13 protein-coding genes are annotated in these 16311 nt (G+C 32.8%); 9 read left to right on the plus strand and 4 right to left on the minus strand.

What is annotated here, in order from left to right; translation table 11 throughout:
- Nucleotides 1-4: 4 nt before the first annotated feature.
- The 8 genes from nrdG (at nt 5) to H9661_RS06205 (ending at nt 10849) form a co-directional block, all read left to right on the plus strand.
- A complete protein-coding gene (nrdG, locus tag H9661_RS06170; RefSeq protein WP_143317528.1) occupies nt 5-514 on the plus strand; it encodes an anaerobic ribonucleoside-triphosphate reductase activating protein in 510 nt (169 codons plus the stop codon).
- Nucleotides 515-884: 370 nt separating this feature from the next.
- Nucleotides 885-2612 (plus strand): RICIN domain-containing protein, encoded by a 1728-nt coding sequence (locus tag H9661_RS06175; RefSeq protein WP_191767947.1) that lies wholly within the window; start codon nt 885-887, stop codon nt 2610-2612.
- 305 nt (nt 2613-2917) lie between these two features.
- Nucleotides 2918-3007 carry a potassium-transporting ATPase subunit F gene (locus tag H9661_RS06180; protein WP_143317529.1) on the plus strand — a complete coding sequence of 30 codons (90 nt, stop codon included), beginning with the start codon at nt 2918-2920 and terminating at the stop codon, nt 3005-3007.
- Nucleotides 3004-4743 (plus strand): potassium-transporting ATPase subunit KdpA, encoded by a 1740-nt coding sequence (kdpA, locus tag H9661_RS06185; RefSeq protein ID WP_143317530.1) that lies wholly within the window; start codon nt 3004-3006, stop codon nt 4741-4743. The genes H9661_RS06180 and kdpA overlap by 4 nt, the downstream gene beginning before the upstream one ends.
- An 11-nt stretch (nt 4744-4754) precedes the next feature.
- Entirely contained in the window at nt 4755-6824 is a 2070-nt protein-coding gene (gene kdpB, locus H9661_RS06190) for a potassium-transporting ATPase subunit KdpB (protein ID WP_143317531.1), read from the plus strand.
- A 12-nt stretch (nt 6825-6836) separates the two neighbouring features.
- Nucleotides 6837-7442, plus strand: coding sequence for a potassium-transporting ATPase subunit KdpC (gene kdpC / locus H9661_RS06195; RefSeq protein WP_191767948.1), 606 nt, complete (start codon nt 6837-6839; stop codon nt 7440-7442).
- Nucleotides 7443-7458: 16 nt separating this feature from the next.
- Nucleotides 7459-10173 (plus strand): sensor histidine kinase, encoded by a 2715-nt coding sequence (locus H9661_RS06200; RefSeq protein ID WP_143317533.1) that lies wholly within the window; start codon nt 7459-7461, stop codon nt 10171-10173.
- Nucleotides 10142-10849, plus strand: coding sequence for a response regulator (locus H9661_RS06205; protein ID WP_191767949.1), 708 nt, complete (start codon nt 10142-10144; stop codon nt 10847-10849). The genes H9661_RS06200 and H9661_RS06205 overlap by 32 nt, the downstream gene beginning before the upstream one ends.
- 333 nt (nt 10850-11182) lie before the next feature.
- Here H9661_RS06205 and asnS read toward each other — a convergent pair whose 3' ends face one another.
- Entirely contained in the window at nt 11183-12577 is a 1395-nt protein-coding gene (asnS, locus tag H9661_RS06210) for an asparagine--tRNA ligase (protein WP_143317535.1), read from the minus strand.
- A 115-nt stretch (nt 12578-12692) separates the two neighbouring features.
- Here asnS and H9661_RS06215 point away from each other — a divergent pair, with 115 nt between their 5' ends.
- Nucleotides 12693-13082 (plus strand): cytochrome b5-like heme/steroid binding domain-containing protein, encoded by a 390-nt coding sequence (locus H9661_RS06215; RefSeq protein WP_191767950.1) that lies wholly within the window; start codon nt 12693-12695, stop codon nt 13080-13082.
- A gap of 34 nt (nt 13083-13116) precedes the next feature.
- Here H9661_RS06215 and H9661_RS06220 read toward each other — a convergent pair whose 3' ends face one another.
- The 3 genes from H9661_RS06220 to murC all read right to left on the minus strand — a co-directional run bounded on the left by H9661_RS06220 (nt 13117) and on the right by murC (nt 16105).
- Nucleotides 13117-13815 (minus strand): metallophosphoesterase family protein, encoded by a 699-nt coding sequence (locus tag H9661_RS06220; protein WP_143317537.1) that lies wholly within the window; start codon nt 13813-13815, stop codon nt 13117-13119.
- 78 nt (nt 13816-13893) lie between these two features.
- Nucleotides 13894-14712, minus strand: coding sequence for a purine-nucleoside phosphorylase (locus tag H9661_RS06225; protein WP_143317538.1), 819 nt, complete (start codon nt 14710-14712; stop codon nt 13894-13896).
- A gap of 16 nt (nt 14713-14728) precedes the next feature.
- Complete coding sequence (gene murC, locus H9661_RS06230) at nt 14729-16105, minus strand: UDP-N-acetylmuramate--L-alanine ligase (RefSeq protein ID WP_191767951.1); 1377 nt, start codon at nt 16103-16105, stop codon at nt 14729-14731.
- Between the last annotated feature and the right edge of the window lie 206 nt (nt 16106-16311).

Raw genomic sequence — 16311 nt, forward strand, 5'->3', positions numbered from 1 at the left:
CATTTTGGGAAAGATGATACGATTAGCAGGAATAGCATATGAAAGTTTAGTTAATGGACCTGGACTTAGAAGGGTATTTTTCTCTCAAGGATGCAAGCATAACTGCAGAGGATGTTTTAATCCTGATACTCATGATTTTTCTAGTGGAGAAGAAAGAGATATGGATGAGTTAATTCAGGATGTAGTAGAAAATCCTATGATTAAAGGGGTAACCTTTAGCGGAGGAGATCCTTTTGAAAGAGCTCAAGAATTTGCATATATGGCGAAGAAGTTTAAGGAACATGGGTTAAATATTTGGAGTTATACTGGGTATACATATGAATATATATTAGAAAATATTGATAAAGTTCCAGGGTGGAAGGAGCTTATGGGTAACTTAGATGTTATAGTTGATGGTAGATTTGAAGAGGATAAAAAGGAAGATGGATTAAGATTTAGAGGATCAAATAATCAGAGAATTATAGATGTGAAGAAAAGCCTAAAGCTTAAGAAAGTGATAACAGTAGATTGTTAAGTAAAATTAGTTACTAGTCGATGAAAAAGTGGATTCATTAATTTGAATCCATTTTTTTATATAATTTTTACATAAAAAAATATTTACTAATTTATCAAGGAAGAGCTAAAGTTCAGATGATGGATTTAAGCCTGTTGGTAGTTGAGGGTAATTTTCTAGAGGATGTTACTTAGGTAACATGTTTCAGTTGGTATATTTACTTTTATGATGCCAAGTGTTATGATAGCTTAAATATTCAACTGGTTTATAATGGAAAATATGGCTCCTAACATATAAATCAAAGTGGAAGGAGGGAAGATGGAATAATGTTATGTGGGGGAAGTATATGAAACAGTTGAATTTGAAAAGAATTTTTGAGGAGGTAAAGTGTATGAAAAAAGTTTTAACATTTATGTTATCCATTATGGTAATGTTGGCTTCAATGTCAGCAATTGCAGCATCTGCAGTTAATAATGTAACTGTAGACAGTGCAAGCGTAATAAGGGATGTAACTCATTGTGCAAGTGGTTCGCTTTATGGAATAACTGAAACAGTACCAGCAGATATTAACAGTCTTGTAGCTCCACTTAAGCCGTATGTAATGAGAAATCCGGCTCGATCAGGTTCAGGCACTCAGCATTGGTTTGGTGCTGCTGCAATACCTGTTTCGAAAAGACTTGCTGGAATTCCCAGTGCAAAGGTCTCAATTGACTTGGCGGATATGTTGCCTGGTTGGCCATACCAATTTAAAAGTATGACAGATTGGCTTAATAAGGTAAAAGCTTTTATAGATGACAAGAAAGTATCTGGTCGCACCAATTATTATGGTTATGAAATATGGAACGAACCTGACGGTACATGGAACAATGCTAATGGGTCATTCGAAAATATGTGGCTACAAACATTCAAAACTATCCGTGCAAATGATCCAACTGAGAAGATTATAGGGCCTTGCTACAGCTACTATAATCATAATACTTTAAGTAAATTTTTGAGTTTCTGCAAGGCGAACAATTGCCTTCCAGATATAATGAGTTGGCATGAGCTTAGTGGAATCCAAAATGTATCAAATAATCTGAAAGATTATAGAACATTGGAATCTTCTCTTGGAATAAGTGCTAGGCCTATATCTATAAATGAGTATTGTGATGCAAATCATAATCTTGAGGGGCAGCCTGGATCAGCAGCACAGTTTATTGGGAAATTTGAACGTTATAAGGTAGATAGTGCATGTATATCCTGGTGGTTTGTTCCTAAGCCAGGCAGACTGGGGAGTCTCCTTGCTACTGACACACAAAAGGGAGCCGGATGGTATTTGTTTAAGTGGTATGGAGATATGACAGGTAAAATGGTGAATGTCACACCTCCAAAAGATGCCAGCACCCTTGTGGATGGAGCTGCATGTGTTGATGCAGGTGCCAAGTATATGAGCTTTATCTTCGGTGGGGGCAATGATGGTACCATAAATACAACATTTAAGAACATTCCATCTTTTATCGGATCAACTGCATCAGTTAAGGTTGAGAAGATTGATTGGACAAGCAAGGATACAGTATCTCATGGACCATCTACAATATCAACTTCTAATTATTCTGTGGTAAACGGGCAGATTACAGTAACATTGAAAGGTTGCAATGCTAGTTCAGGATATCGTATATATATTACTCCAGGAACTAGTAGTGGTAATGAAATTGTATCTGGAAAGACATACAAGCTTATCAACCGAAACAGTGGCAAGTTGCTTGATGTAGATAACAAATCAACTGCAGATGGGGGAAATGTTATTCAGTGGGCTGATAATGGTGGAAACAACCAGAGATGGGTTATTGTAAGCACAGACAATGGTTATATTCTAAAAAACGTCAATAGCAATAAATTGCTTGATGTAGATAATGGCTCAACTGCAGATGGAGGAAACGTTATCCAGTGGACAACCAATGGGAATAACAATCAAAAGTGGAATATTTTTAACTTAGGTAATGGATATTACAAACTACTTAATATTAATAGTGGGAAAGCACTAGATGTTTATAATAATTCGACTACAGATGGGGCAGATGTTGTTCAATGGACTGATAATTCGGGAACTAATCAGCAGTGGCAGCTTGTACAGCAATAATATAAAATATGTTTATTATTCTATAACTTGAGGTGGCTTCAGTGAAATAGTAATTTGTTAAAGTAAAATTTAATTTTTGTAAATTATAAGTGCTATATTATTAAAATTAGCACTTATAATTTTAATTTTCACAAAGAGTTGTTTTATCATTTCTTTAGTTCATTAATTCTATCATTTGAAAGAAAACCATATCTAAATTTATTTATATATAGTCTTTATACAATCTTAATACTATAGGATATATTTCTAACACCATCTTAATTTTTTCTGCAATATAATAATAGGCGAAAGGGAGGTGGTAATTTATGAGTATTATTATTCAATTAATAGGAATAGTAGCGTTAATGCTATTAGTTTATCTTTGTTATGTTTTATTAAGGAGTGATAAGGTATGATTAATGTAATTTTACAGTATGCTTTGTATTTATTAATTTTAGTTATACTAGCTATTCCATTAGGTAAATATATTGGAAAGATTATGAATGGAGAAAAGGTGTTTTTATCTAAGGTACTAGTTCCGATAGAAAATTTTATATACAAGATATTAAGAGTACATAAAAATGAACAAATGAATTGGAAAAAGTATGGAGTATCAGTAATAGCATTTAGTGCTTTTGGATTTATAGTACTATTTTTACTTAATACTATACAAGGCATTATGTTTTTAAATCCAGAAGGGGTTAAAGGAACTTCCTGGCATTTAAGTTTTAATACTGCTGTTAGTTTTATAACCAATACAAATTGGCAAGCCTATTCTGGAGAAAGCCAATTAAGTTATTTAACTCAGATGCTTGGTCTTACAGTTCAAAACTTTGTTTCAGCAGGTGTTGGGATAGCTGTTCTATTTGCTCTTATAAGAGGATTTGTTAAGGTAAAGGAAGAAGGATTGGGGAGTTTTTGGGTAGATATTACAAGAATAATTTTATATGTACTCATGCCATTATCAATAACTCTTTCATTAGTATTAGTATCTCAAGGAGTAGTACAAAACTTTTCTTCATATGAAAAGGTAGAGCTTATAGAGCCAATTACTCTTGAAGACGGTTCTGTGGTAACAAGTGAGGTTGTACCGGAAGGACCTGCAGCAAGTCAAATATCTATTAAGCAGCTAGGGACTAATGGTGGTGGATTCTTTGGAGTTAATTCAGCCCATCCTTTTGAAAATCCTAATGCTTTTACAAATTTATTAGAGTTAATTTCAATATTATTAATACCGGCAGCTTTATGTTTCACATTTGGAAGAAATGTTAAAGATAAAAGGCAAGGAATAGCTATATTTATAGCCATGTTTGCTATGTTAGTTGTAGCACTTGCAGTAATTGCAATTAGTGAAGCTAACTCAACACCACAGCTTTCGCAAAATGGAGCAGTTGATATATCTACGATAAATCAAGCTGGTGGAAACATGGAGGGTAAAGAAAGTAGATTTGGAATTGCTGGATCAACTACATGGGCAGCATTTACAACAGCAGCATCTAACGGGTCGGTAAATTCTATGCATGATAGCTATACTCCAATTGGAGGAATGATGACAATGCTCTTAATGCAAGTTGGAGAAGTTGTATTTGGCGGAGTAGGATGTGGACTTTATGGGATGCTTGCGTTTGCTATCGTTACAGTATTTATTGCAGGATTAATGGTAGGAAGAACTCCAGAATATTTAGGAAAGAAAATAGAACCATTTGAAATGAAAATGGCAATGCTTATGTGTTTAGCAACTCCTATAGCTATACTTATAGGAAGTGGAATAGCAGCAATGGTTCCTGAAGTTAGAGATAGTTTAAATAATTCAGGAGCACATGGTTTTTCAGAAATGCTTTATGCTTATTCATCAACAGGTGGGAATAATGGATCAGCATTTGCTGGATTTGGAGCTAATACTGCATTTATTAATGTTACAACAGGGATAGTAATGTTGTTTGCAAGGTTTGTACCTATGATAGCAACGCTAGCTATTGCAGGATCTTTGGTTAAGAAAAAGAAGGTAGCAACAAGTGTTGGAACATTACCAACTCATAATGGACTATTTATTGGACTTCTTATAATGATTGTAATCCTGGTAGGAGCATTAAGCTTTTTTCCGGCACTTGCATTAGGACCAATAGTAGAATATTTTCAAATGATATTGTAGGAGGGATGGGCATGAGTAGTAAGAAAGAAAATTCATTTGCTGATAAAAAAATGTTAAAAAGGGCCATAAAGGATTCCTTTATTAAGTTAAAGCCAAAGACTCAAATTCAAAATCCAGTAATGTTCATAGTTTACGTAGCAGCAGCTCTTACCACTGTTCTTTTTGTTCTTTCAGTATTTGGAATTAAGGATAATTCATCAGAGTTTATTTTTGGTATAGCAATATTATTATGGTTTACTGTATTATTTGCAAACTTTGCAGAAGCAATTGCAGAAGGTCGTGGAAAAGCACAGGCAGATGCTCTTCGTTCTGCAAAGAAAGATGTATTAGCAAATAAAATAAAGTCCGTGGAAGAAAAAGATAAGATAACTAAGGTTAATTCTACAGTGCTTAGAAAAGGTGATATTGTTATAGTTTATGCTGGAGAACAAATTCCAGCAGATGGAGAAGTTATAGAAGGAGCTTCTTCTGTTGATGAAAGTGCTATAACAGGAGAATCAGCACCTGTTATAAGAGAAAGTGGTGGAGATAGAAGTGCTGTAACTGGAGGGACAACGGTAATTTCAGATTGGATAATAATAAGGATTACCAATGATCCGGGAGAAAGCTTTATGGATAAAATGATTGCCATGGTAGAGGGGGCTTCAAGGAAGAAAACTCCTAATGAAATGGCTCTTCAAATTTTATTAGTTTCTCTTACTATTATATTTTTAATTGTAACAGTTACTTTATATGCTTATTCTGATTTTTCATTTAAAGAATTAAACCAAACTAATAATACTTCTGTTACGTCTTTACTAGCACTTTTAGTATGTTTAGCACCAACAACTATTGGTGCATTACTATCAGCAATAGGAATTGCAGGAATGAGTAGACTTAATGAGGCAAATGTACTAGCTATGAGCGGTAGAGCGATTGAGGCTGCTGGAGATGTTGATATATTAATGTTAGATAAAACAGGAACGATTACTCTTGGAAATCGTGAAGCTAGTGAATTTGTTCCAGTTGATGGAGTGGATATAAAGGAACTTGCAGATGCAGCACAATTATCATCTCTTGCAGATGAAACTCCAGAAGGGAGAAGTGTTGTAATACTTGCAAAAGAACAATTTGGTATAAGAGGTCGTAAAATGAGTGAGCTTAATGCAGAATTTATACCTTTCACAGCTAAAACGAGGATGAGTGGTGTTGATTTTGGAGGTAATGAAATTAGAAAAGGAGCAGCTGAGGCTATAAAACAATATGTATTATCTAAAGGTGAAAAGTACTCGCAAGAATGTGATGAAGTTGTTAAATCAGTATCTAATTTAGGTGGAACTCCTTTAGTAGTAGCTAAAAATGGCAAGGTATTAGGAGTAATCTATTTAAAGGATATAGTAAAACAAGGTGTGAAAGAAAAGTTTTCTGATCTAAGAAAGATGGGAATAAAGACTATTATGATAACTGGAGATAATCCACTTACAGCAGCAGCTATTGCAGCAGAGGCTGGAGTTGATGACTTTCTAGCTGAAGCTACTCCAGAAGGGAAGCTTGAAATGATTAGAGAATTTCAAAGAAAAGGACATCTTGTTGCCATGACAGGTGACGGCACTAATGATGCACCAGCACTTGCACAAGCAGATGTGGCCGTAGCTATGAATACAGGAACTCAAGCTGCTAAAGAGGCAGGTAATATGGTGGATCTAGATTCTTCGCCAACAAAGCTAATAGATATAGTAAGAATAGGAAAACAACTTCTTATGACAAGAGGATCATTAACTACATTTAGTATAGCAAATGATATAGCAAAGTATTTTGCGATTATACCGCCACTTTTTATAGGACTTTATCCCGAACTAAATATACTTAATATTATGAGGCTTCATAGTTCAGAAAGTGCTATATTTTCAGCTGTTATATATAATGCATTAATAATAGTTATGCTTATTCCGCTTGCATTAAAAGGAGTGAAGTATAGAGAAGTTCCAGCCAGTAAATTATTATCAAGAAATATGCTAGTATATGGACTTGGAGGGATTATAGCTCCATTTATTGCAATAAAAGTTATTGATTTAGTAATTACCTTTATAGGTATAGTATAAGGGGGAATATATATGAAACAAGTAAAATCAGTTGCAGCAAAAGCAGGTATTCTCTTATTAGTATTTACAGCTCTATGTGGGATAATCTATCCAATATTTATTACAGGAATTTCACAAATGTTTTTTAAAAATAAAGCAAATGGTAGTATTATAGAAATAGATGGGAAAAAGTATGGTAGTGTACTTTTAGAACAAAAGTTTACTAGAAATGAATACTTATGGGGACGTATAATGAATATAGATACGAGTACTTTTAAAGATGATGATGGAGCTTTGCTTATGTATTCGGCACCATCAAATTTAAGTCCAGCTAGTGATGAATATAAAAAACTTGTAGTTGAAAGAGTTGAAAAAATAGAGAAATCTAATCCAGAGGAAATAGATAAGGCGATTCCAGTAGATCTTGTAACTTGTTCAGGAAGTGGACTTGATCCACATATTTCAGTAGCAGCTGCTGAATACCAAGTTGAAAGAATTGCTAAAAGCAGAGGTATTAGTAGTGATGAAGTTAGAAAAATAATTAAGAAGTATACAAAGGGAAGGTTCCTTGGAGTGTTTGGAGAAGAGACAGTTAATGTATTAGAGGTCAATTTAGCTCTTGATGGGATATTAAAATAGTGAGGTGTTGAAGTTTATGAGTTATATGCGTCCAAATCCAGATGAATTATTGAAACAAATTAATAGTTCTGAAAGAGCCAGTAGAAGAGGAAGATTAAAGATTTTCTTTGGTTATGCAGCTGGAGTAGGAAAAACTTATGCGATGTTGGACGCAGCTCATGCGGCTCAAAGAGCAGGAATAGATGTAGTAGTTGGCTATATAGAACCACATGCAAGAAAAGATACACAAGCTTTGCTTGAGGGGTTGAAATTTATTCCTCCTCTAATAATTCCTTATAAAGGCATAAATTTAAATGAATTTAACTTAGATGCAGCTTTAGAAAGAAAGCCAAAAGTAATCTTGGTTGATGAACTTGCTCATACAAATCCACAGGGATTAAGGCATACAAAGAGATATAGTGATATAGAAGAACTTCTTGATGCTGGAATTGATGTGTATACTACAGTTAATGTACAGCATATAGAAAGCTTAAATGATATTGTAGCTTCAATCACACATATAGTAGTTAGAGAACGTATTCCAGATAGAATTTTTGATGAAGCTGACCAAGTAGAATTAATAGATGTAGAGCCTGAAGATTTGATAGAAAGATTAAATGAAGGCAAGATATATAAAGAAAAGCAAAGTAAAAAAGCACTAAGTAATTTTTTCGCAAAGGAAAATTTAGTAGCTTTACGTGAAATTGCATTAAGAAAGACAGCTGATAGGGTTAACAAAGAGGTAATTACAAATAAAAATGAAGGTAATAGTAGCTATCACACAAATGAACATATTTTAGTGTGCCTTAGTTCATCTCCGTCCAATCCAAAGGTTATAAGAACAGCAGCTAGAATGGCAGATGCATTTCATGGGAAGTTTACAGCTTTATTTGTACAAACTACTCATTCAAAAGACCTGGAAGATAAAAATATTAGTGCGATTAGGGCAAATTTAAAACTTGCAGAAGAATTGGGAGCAGAGATTACTACAACTTATGGAGATGATGTGCCATATCAAATTGCTGAATATGCTAAGGTAAGTGGAATATCAAAGGTAATATTAGGTAGAACTAATACAAGAAAGATTTTTAGGACTAAATTAGGTTTTGTTGATAAACTTGTGAGTTTAGCTCCTGATATAGATATTTACGTTATTCCAGACAAGGATACGCATAAGTATTCATTTAGAAAAAGGCATTTAACCAACTTAAAATTTTCATGTGTAGATTTTTTCAAGATGATTGGAATAATGGGGTTATCAAATATTACAAGTTTATATGTAGATAGTGTAGGTTTTAGTGAAGCTAATATAATAACTATTTTTATATTAGGAGTTTTACTTACTTCAAGTAAGACAAATGGAAAAGTGTATGGAGTAATATCATCTATTATAGGGGTTTTATCATTTGATTTTTTCTTTATAGAACCTAAGCTTACATTTACTGCTTACGATTCACAGTATCTTATTACATTTTTAATAATGCTTATTGCATCAATAATAACAAGTACTCTTACAAGTAAGGTGAAGGAACAAGCAGATACGTCAGCTATTATAGCTTATCGAACAAATATACTACTGGATGCCAGCAGGGAACTTCAGAAGGCTAATAGTTTAGAAGAAATTGCAATGAAGTCTCAGATTCAAATATATAAATTACTTAATAAGCCAATTATTTTTTATGTGGTGAAAGATGAGAAGATAGTTAAAACATATACTTATAGAGATGAAAATAATTCTAAGCTTGAAGATGAGTATCTAGAAGCAGATGAGAGGGCAGTTGCAACTTGGGTAATAAGAAATAGGAAAAAAGCAGGTGCAGGGACAGAGACTCTTCCGGGTTCAAAATCTTTGTATATACCTTTAATTGGACAAGACAAGGTGTTAGCAGTTGTAGGAATTGTTATGAAAAATAATAAGGATATAGATAGTGGCGAAAAATCCTTATATAGGGCAATGCTTAATCAAATATCCTTTGCTTTGGAGAAATATAATCTTAATGAAGTGCAAAAATTAACATTAATGCAAGCAGAAAAAGAGAGGTTTAGAGCAAATTTATTAAGAGCTGTTTCTCATGATTTAAGAACACCTCTTACAAGTATATCTGGATCAGCTAATTTATTATTGACAAATACCATTGATGAAGAATCAAGGAAACAACTAACTTTAGATATATATGATGATTCTCTTTGGCTTATTAATTTGGTTGAAAATTTATTATCGGTTTCTAGAATTGATAAAGATGGAGTTAATTTACGCACAGAACCTCAATTAGTTAGAGAAATTATAACTGAAGCATTGAATCATATAAATAGAAAAGCTAGTGAGCATATTATAAAGGTGAATTTAAAAGACGAGTTATTAATGGTTGATGTGGATGTGAGGTTGATAATCCAAGTTATAATAAATATTGTGGATAATGCTATAAAGTATACAGAAGAAGGATCAGAGATAAATATAAATGTTTGTGTTAATGGTAAAAAGGTAATTATTGAAATTGCAGATAATGGACAAGGAATTAGTAAACACAATAAAGAATGTATATTTGATATGTTCTTTACGGTTAATGGAAATAAAGGGGATAGCAGAAGAGGTCTTGGTCTTGGTCTTGCTTTGTGCAAATCAATTATAGTTGCCCACGGAGGGAAAATATATGTTAGAGATAATAACCCTCAAGGAACAATATTCGGGTTTACATTATCATTAGTGGAGGTTAGAGGCAATGAAAACATCGATTTTAGTAGTAGAGGATGATAAGGCAATAAAAAACTTTATATCAACAGCGTTAGATGCAAACTCTTATAATTGTTTAACTGCAGAGAATGGAAAGCAGGCAATATTAACAACAACCTCTAAAAGACCAGATATTATTATATTGGATTTAGGTCTTCCAGATATAGATGGAGTGGAGATAGTAAAGAAGGTAAGAAGTTGGTCAATTTGTCCTATTATAGTGGTTAGTGCTAGAAGTGAAGATAAAGATAAAATTGAAGCTTTAGATGCAGGTGCTGATGACTATTTAACTAAACCTTTTAGTGTTGATGAACTTTTAGCTAGAATAAGAGTAGCAATTAGAAAAATGAATTATGATAGTAAATCAAATAAGGAAACTAATATTTTTGTGAATGGGGATTTAAAGATAGACTATAGTGCTGGGTGTGTATTTCTTAATGATGAAGAAGTGCATTTAACTCCAATAGAATATAGACTTTTATCTGTACTTGCTAAAAATGTTGGAAAGGTCCTTACTCACTCTTACATATTAAAGGAAACCTGGGGACAGAGCTATGAAAATGAAGTGTCTTCTTTAAGAGTATTTATGGCGACCTTGAGGAAAAAGATTGAGAAGGATACAAATGATCCTGTTTATATTCAAACTCACATAGGAGTGGGATATAGAATGATAAGGGTTCAAGAAGATAGGGAGTAGTTTAAGTTAAACTATTCCTTTTTTATATGCTAAAATAATTCTGGTTTTAATGGATTTTTTATTGAGGATTTTCTTAAGTCCGCATTTTGCCAGCATATTCTTAAGAATATAAGAATATTACCATATTTATGGAGAAGAATATAAGAATATTATGCATTTTTATAATTAGGTGTTATTATGAGGTTGTTTTTTTATATCTAGCGCGAAATTTCAGATGAATTATAGCATAGAAAGATTTTGTATAGAATCAATTTTAATCAAGTTTTTAGGAATTTATCATAAACCAAAAAAGGTTGGAGTTTATAATTCTCTCCAACCTTAAAATATATTTTTCTAGAAATCAGATTGTCCTGTAGTTCTAGGGAATGGTATTACGTCTCTAATATTACCCATACCAGTAACATACATAATCAATCTTTCAAATCCTAAACCAAAACCAGCGTGCTTAGTTTCTCCATATTTTCTAAGTTCTAAGTACCACCAGTAATCTTCTTCTTTAAGACCTAATTCAGCCATTCTTGATTTTAATACATCAAGTCTTTCTTCTCTTTGGCTACCACCGATGATTTCTCCGATACCAGGAACTAGACAGTCACAAGCTGCAACGGTTTTGTTATCATCATTCATTCTCATATAGAATGCTTTAATTTCTTTTGGATAATCAGTAACGAATACTGGTTTCTTAAAGTATTCTTCAGTTAAGTATCTTTCATGTTCTGTTTGAAGATCGATACCCCATTCTACTGGATAGTCAAATTCCTTCTTGCAGTTCTTTAAGATTTCAACAGCTTCAGTATAAGTAACCTTACCAAAGTCTGAGTTTATAACGTGATTTAGTCTATCTAATAATCCTTTATCAACGAATTGATTAAAGAAAGCCATTTCTTCAGGACACTCATCTATAACATATTTTATAACATATTTAAGCATGTCTTCAGCAAGTTCCATGTCGTCAGCTAAATCGGCAAAAGCTATTTCAGGTTCAATCATCCAAAATTCAGCTGCATGCCTTGTTGTATTTGAGTTTTCAGCTCTAAATGTAGGACCAAATGTATAGATATTTCTAAAAGCTAAAGCGAAGGTTTCAGCATTTAATTGACCTGATACAGTAAGGTTAGTTTCTTTACCAAAGAAATCTTCGCTATAATCAATAGCACCTTCTTCAGTTTTTGGAACATTATTAAGGTCAAGCGTAGTTACTCTAAACATTTCTCCAGCACCTTCGCAGTCACTTCCGGTTAAAATTGGAGTGTGAGTGTATACAAACCCTTGATCTTGGAAGAACTTGTGGATTGCATAAGCTGCCACTGAACGAACTCTAAATACTGCTGAGAAAGCATTACTTCTCGGTCTTAAATGTGCTATTGTTCTTAAGTATTCAAAAGTGTGTCTTTTCTTTTGTAATGGATAGTCAGAGTGAGACATTCCTTCTATTATAACTTCTTTAGCTTGAATTTCGAAGGGTTGTTTAGCATCTGGCGTTTCAACTAAAGTCCCTACTACAGTAATAGATGAGCTTATTGGAAGTTTTGACACATCTTTAAAGTTATCTATCTTATTATCAAATACAATTTGAATATTTTTAAAGAATGATCCATCATTTACTTCGATAAAACCAAAGGCATTTGAAGCTCTTAGTGTTCTAATCCAACCAGAGATTCTTACATCTTTTGATGCATATTCCTTTGTATTTCTGTAAATTGATTTTACTAATACAGATTTATTCATAATTTTCCTCCTAAAAGTAATAAGGTATTACATTAATTTTGATTTTACAATACTTTACTAACAAATGCAACATATCAAACATACACTATATAGATCACGAATTTTGGAGGATTCTATGTTTCAAGAAAGGATACTTAACAATAAACTAAAGGAGCTTTGTGATTTAAAATCAAAGCTGGCATCTAGGAGTGAAGAAAATAAAGAAGAAGTAGTGGAGGAAATAAAGAAAAACGTTGATGATTTGGAATTTATCTTAAGATATTTTCATTATATTGGAGGAGAGGAAGAAACTAAAAGTAGAGAATTAAAAAAGTTTACCTTGGAGGACTTAGACCAATATAATGGGGAGAATGGAATGCCTGCTTATGTAGTAGAAAATGAAACTGTTTATGATATTACAGATTTAATTAAAGATGAGGATAGAGAGAAGTGTTCTTGTCAATGCCACAATAAGACACAGGACATTACTAAACAGGCAAAGGTAGTTGGAATGTTAATAGAATAAAAAATGTACGGTGTATATAGCACCGTACATTTTTTTATTCCATACCTTCCTCAAAGCTGCGTATTAAGTTGTTAGGGAAGTTTAAGATTTGCATTTCCTTAACTAACCCCTTAAGTTCATAAGATACACGTCTTATTGAAGCTTTTGAATTTCCATTCTTATCAACATCTAAAATGCAGTAGGTAGATTCAGGAGTGCCTATTTTAGGTTTTCCTACACTACCGTCATTTATAAATAGTTTATTACCAAATTGCTTAACGGATGGAACATGGGTATGAGCACAAATTAAAATATCCTCCTCTAGTAATTCCATAACTTTAGATGTATTTTCATCATCTTCTAAAAGATATTCATTAAGAGCATTTGGGCTACCATGAACAAGTTTTATTTTCTTTCCGTTGAAATCTAAAGTCATAGATGTTGGAAGATTGTCTAAGTAGTATTTATTAGCGGCTCTTACCTCGTTAACAGCCCATGGAAGAGAAAAAGAATTAATTGTTGTTTCTCTTATATAAGTATAGCTTCCATCTACTACTGAAGCATCATAATTTCCTTTAATACAAGGGATATTCTTTCTCTTTATCATAGATACTACTTCGTTTGGATGTGGACCATATCCAACTAAGTCTCCTAAACAAACTGTAAGGTCAACCTTTTGGTCTTCTATATCCTCCAATACCTTCATTAGTGCATAAAGATTACCATGTATATCTGATATAATTGCTAACTTCATTAAAAATCCTCCTATACACTCATATTAAATTTATTATAACATAGTAGGTACAAATAATTACTCTATTGTAAATAATACTTAAAGAGCTTTGATAAGAGAACGCATAAGATTCATGAATTTGTCTTTAACCATGTTAGAGGTGCTTATAACTTCCTCATGATTTAATGGTTGTTCTAATATTCCAGCAGCCATGTTCGTTAAGCAAGAAATACCTATTACTTTCATTTTACAGTGATTTGCAACTATAACTTCAGGAACTGTAGACATTCCTACAGCATCTCCGCCCAAAATACGAACCATTCTTATTTCGGCTGGAGTTTCATAAGTTGGACCAGTCATTAAAGTATAAACCCCTTGTTCTATTTCGATATTTAGGTTTTTTGCCACGTTCTTAGTTAATGCAATTAATTCTGAGTCATATGCGGTTGACATATCAGGGAATCTTGGCCCGAACTTATCAAGATTTCTTCCAATAAGAGGACTATCACCAGAAAGATTTATATGGTCATTTATTATCATTAAATCACCTGGTTTGAAATTTGTGTTAACTGCACCAGCAGCATTTGTTACTATGATTGTTTCAACACCTAAAAGTTTCATAACTCTTACTGGAAATGTTACTTCTTGCATCTTGTAACCTTCATAGTAGTGAAATCTTCCTTGCATAGCAACGACAGTTTTACCTTGTAATGTTCCTAGTACAAGTCTACCTTCGTGCCCTTCTACTGTTGATACTGGAAAGTTTGGTATTTCCTCATAAGGGAAAAACTCAGGATTTTCAATAAGATCTGCAAGTGAGCCAAGTCCTGATCCTAGTATTAAGCCTATTTTTGGTGAATACTTGCTTTTGCTAAGTATATATTCTGAGGATGCTTCAATGTTTTTTAATAAGTCCATGTAAATCACTCCTAAATTATTTAGTTAAGTATTTTTCTCCTACGATAACTACATCTCCAGCTCCAACGGTCAATATTAAATCACCAGCTGTAGCTACTTTTTCTAAGTATGCAGTTCCTTCATCGTGGGAATGAACATTTGTACATTTTAAACCCGTCTTTCTAATAGCATCCCCTAATTCGTCAGAAGATACTAAGCCAGTGTTTTTTTCTCTAGCCGCATATATATCCATTAATATAAGTTCATCAGCATCACTAAAGGCAGTTGTAAATTCATCAAATAAAGTCTTAGTTCTTGTATAGGTATGTGGTTGGAATACACAATAGACTTTATTATGTTTTATTTTTTTAGCTGTGCTTAATGTAGCTTTTATTTCAGTAGGATGATGAGCATAATCATCAATTACAGTAACTCCATTTTTTTCACCCTTATACTCAAATCTTTTATGTGCTCCCTTGCATTTTTTTAGACCAGTGATGATATCATCATAAGGAATGTTAAAAATAAGACTAACAGCAATTGTAGAAAGTGCATTTAAAATATTGTGTTTTCCTGGATTGTTTAATATGACTTCAAATAAATCCTTGCCGTTTTCACATAAAGTGAATGTAGCACAACCTTTATTATCAAAAGATATATTTTTCGCAACTAAATTTTCGTCATCAAATCCATAAGTCACAGTGTTACAATTTGCTTTTGAGAGTATATTTTTAACTCTTTCATCACCACCATAACCAATGAGATAACCATTTTCAGGAATTAGGTGAGAAAACTTTTCGAAGGTTTCAGTAATATGATCTATGTCTCTATAATAATCTAGATGATCAGCATCAATATTCAATATTATTCCTACGTATGGAGGGAACTTTAAAAATGATTCTTTATATTCGCAAGCTTCTGTGATGAAGTACTCACTTTCACCAATTCTGTAATTTCCTCCAATTAGATCTAATTCTCCACCAACTAAAATAGTTGGATCTAAGTTTGCTTCTAAAGTAACATGAGAAATCATTGATGTACAAGTTGTTTTACCATGAGTACCAGAAATGGCTACATTATACTTATGACCTTTCATTATTAAACCTAGAAACTCGGCTCTATCCATAAGCTTAATATTTTGCTTTTTAGCTTCTGCAAGTTCCGGGTTTGAATCTGGAATTGCAGCAGTATATACAACTAGATCTACATTAACAAGATTGTTCTTGTCGTGCCCTATGTATATTTCAGCACCCTTGTCTCTAAGCTTATCTAGTATTTCGGATTCTTTAAAATCTGAACCTGAAACTCTATAACCCTTGTTAAGAAGAACAGCAGCTAATCCGCTCATGCTTATTCCACCAATTCCGATGAAATGTATTTTCATATGTTTATCATTAATAAAATCAAATGACAAAATATCAACCCCTTTTAAGTTAGTACAGTTATAATTATATACAAAAAATTAAAATTGAACACATTTTGTGAGAAAATAATAAAGAGCAGTAAAAATAGTAAATAAAAGCTATTGATAATGTAGACAATATAGAATAAAATATGAATATTAGTTAGAGTTTTTGAATGTAAAGTTCGTGTAATAAATATGCAATGTAGGTGAATTAT

This window comes from Clostridium cibarium, from assembly GCF_014836335.1.
Classification (GTDB): Bacteria; Bacillota; Clostridia; order Clostridiales; family Clostridiaceae; genus Clostridium; species Clostridium cibarium.

Excerpts from the sequence above, each read along its gene's own strand:
- H9661_RS06175 (WP_191767947.1), top strand. The coding sequence starts at position 885 with ATGAAAAAAGTTTTAACATTTATGTTATCCATTATGGTAATGTTGGCT.
- H9661_RS06180 (WP_143317529.1), top strand. The coding sequence starts at position 2,918 with ATGAGTATTATTATTCAATTAATAGGAATAGTAGCGTTAATGCTATTA.
- kdpA (WP_143317530.1), top strand. The coding sequence starts at position 3,004 with ATGATTAATGTAATTTTACAGTATGCTTTGTATTTATTAATTTTAGTT.
- kdpB (WP_143317531.1), top strand. The coding sequence starts at position 4,755 with ATGAGTAGTAAGAAAGAAAATTCATTTGCTGATAAAAAAATGTTAAAA.
- kdpC (WP_191767948.1), top strand. The coding sequence starts at position 6,837 with ATGAAACAAGTAAAATCAGTTGCAGCAAAAGCAGGTATTCTCTTATTA.
- H9661_RS06200 (WP_143317533.1), top strand. The coding sequence starts at position 7,459 with ATGAGTTATATGCGTCCAAATCCAGATGAATTATTGAAACAAATTAAT.
- H9661_RS06205 (WP_191767949.1), top strand. The coding sequence starts at position 10,142 with ATGAAAACATCGATTTTAGTAGTAGAGGATGATAAGGCAATAAAAAAC.
- asnS (WP_143317535.1), bottom strand. The coding sequence starts at position 12,577 with ATGAATAAATCTGTATTAGTAAAATCAATTTACAGAAATACAAAGGAA.
- H9661_RS06215 (WP_191767950.1), top strand. The coding sequence starts at position 12,693 with ATGTTTCAAGAAAGGATACTTAACAATAAACTAAAGGAGCTTTGTGAT.
- H9661_RS06220 (WP_143317537.1), bottom strand. The coding sequence starts at position 13,815 with ATGAAGTTAGCAATTATATCAGATATACATGGTAATCTTTATGCACTA.
- H9661_RS06225 (WP_143317538.1), bottom strand. The coding sequence starts at position 14,712 with ATGGACTTATTAAAAAACATTGAAGCATCCTCAGAATATATACTTAGC.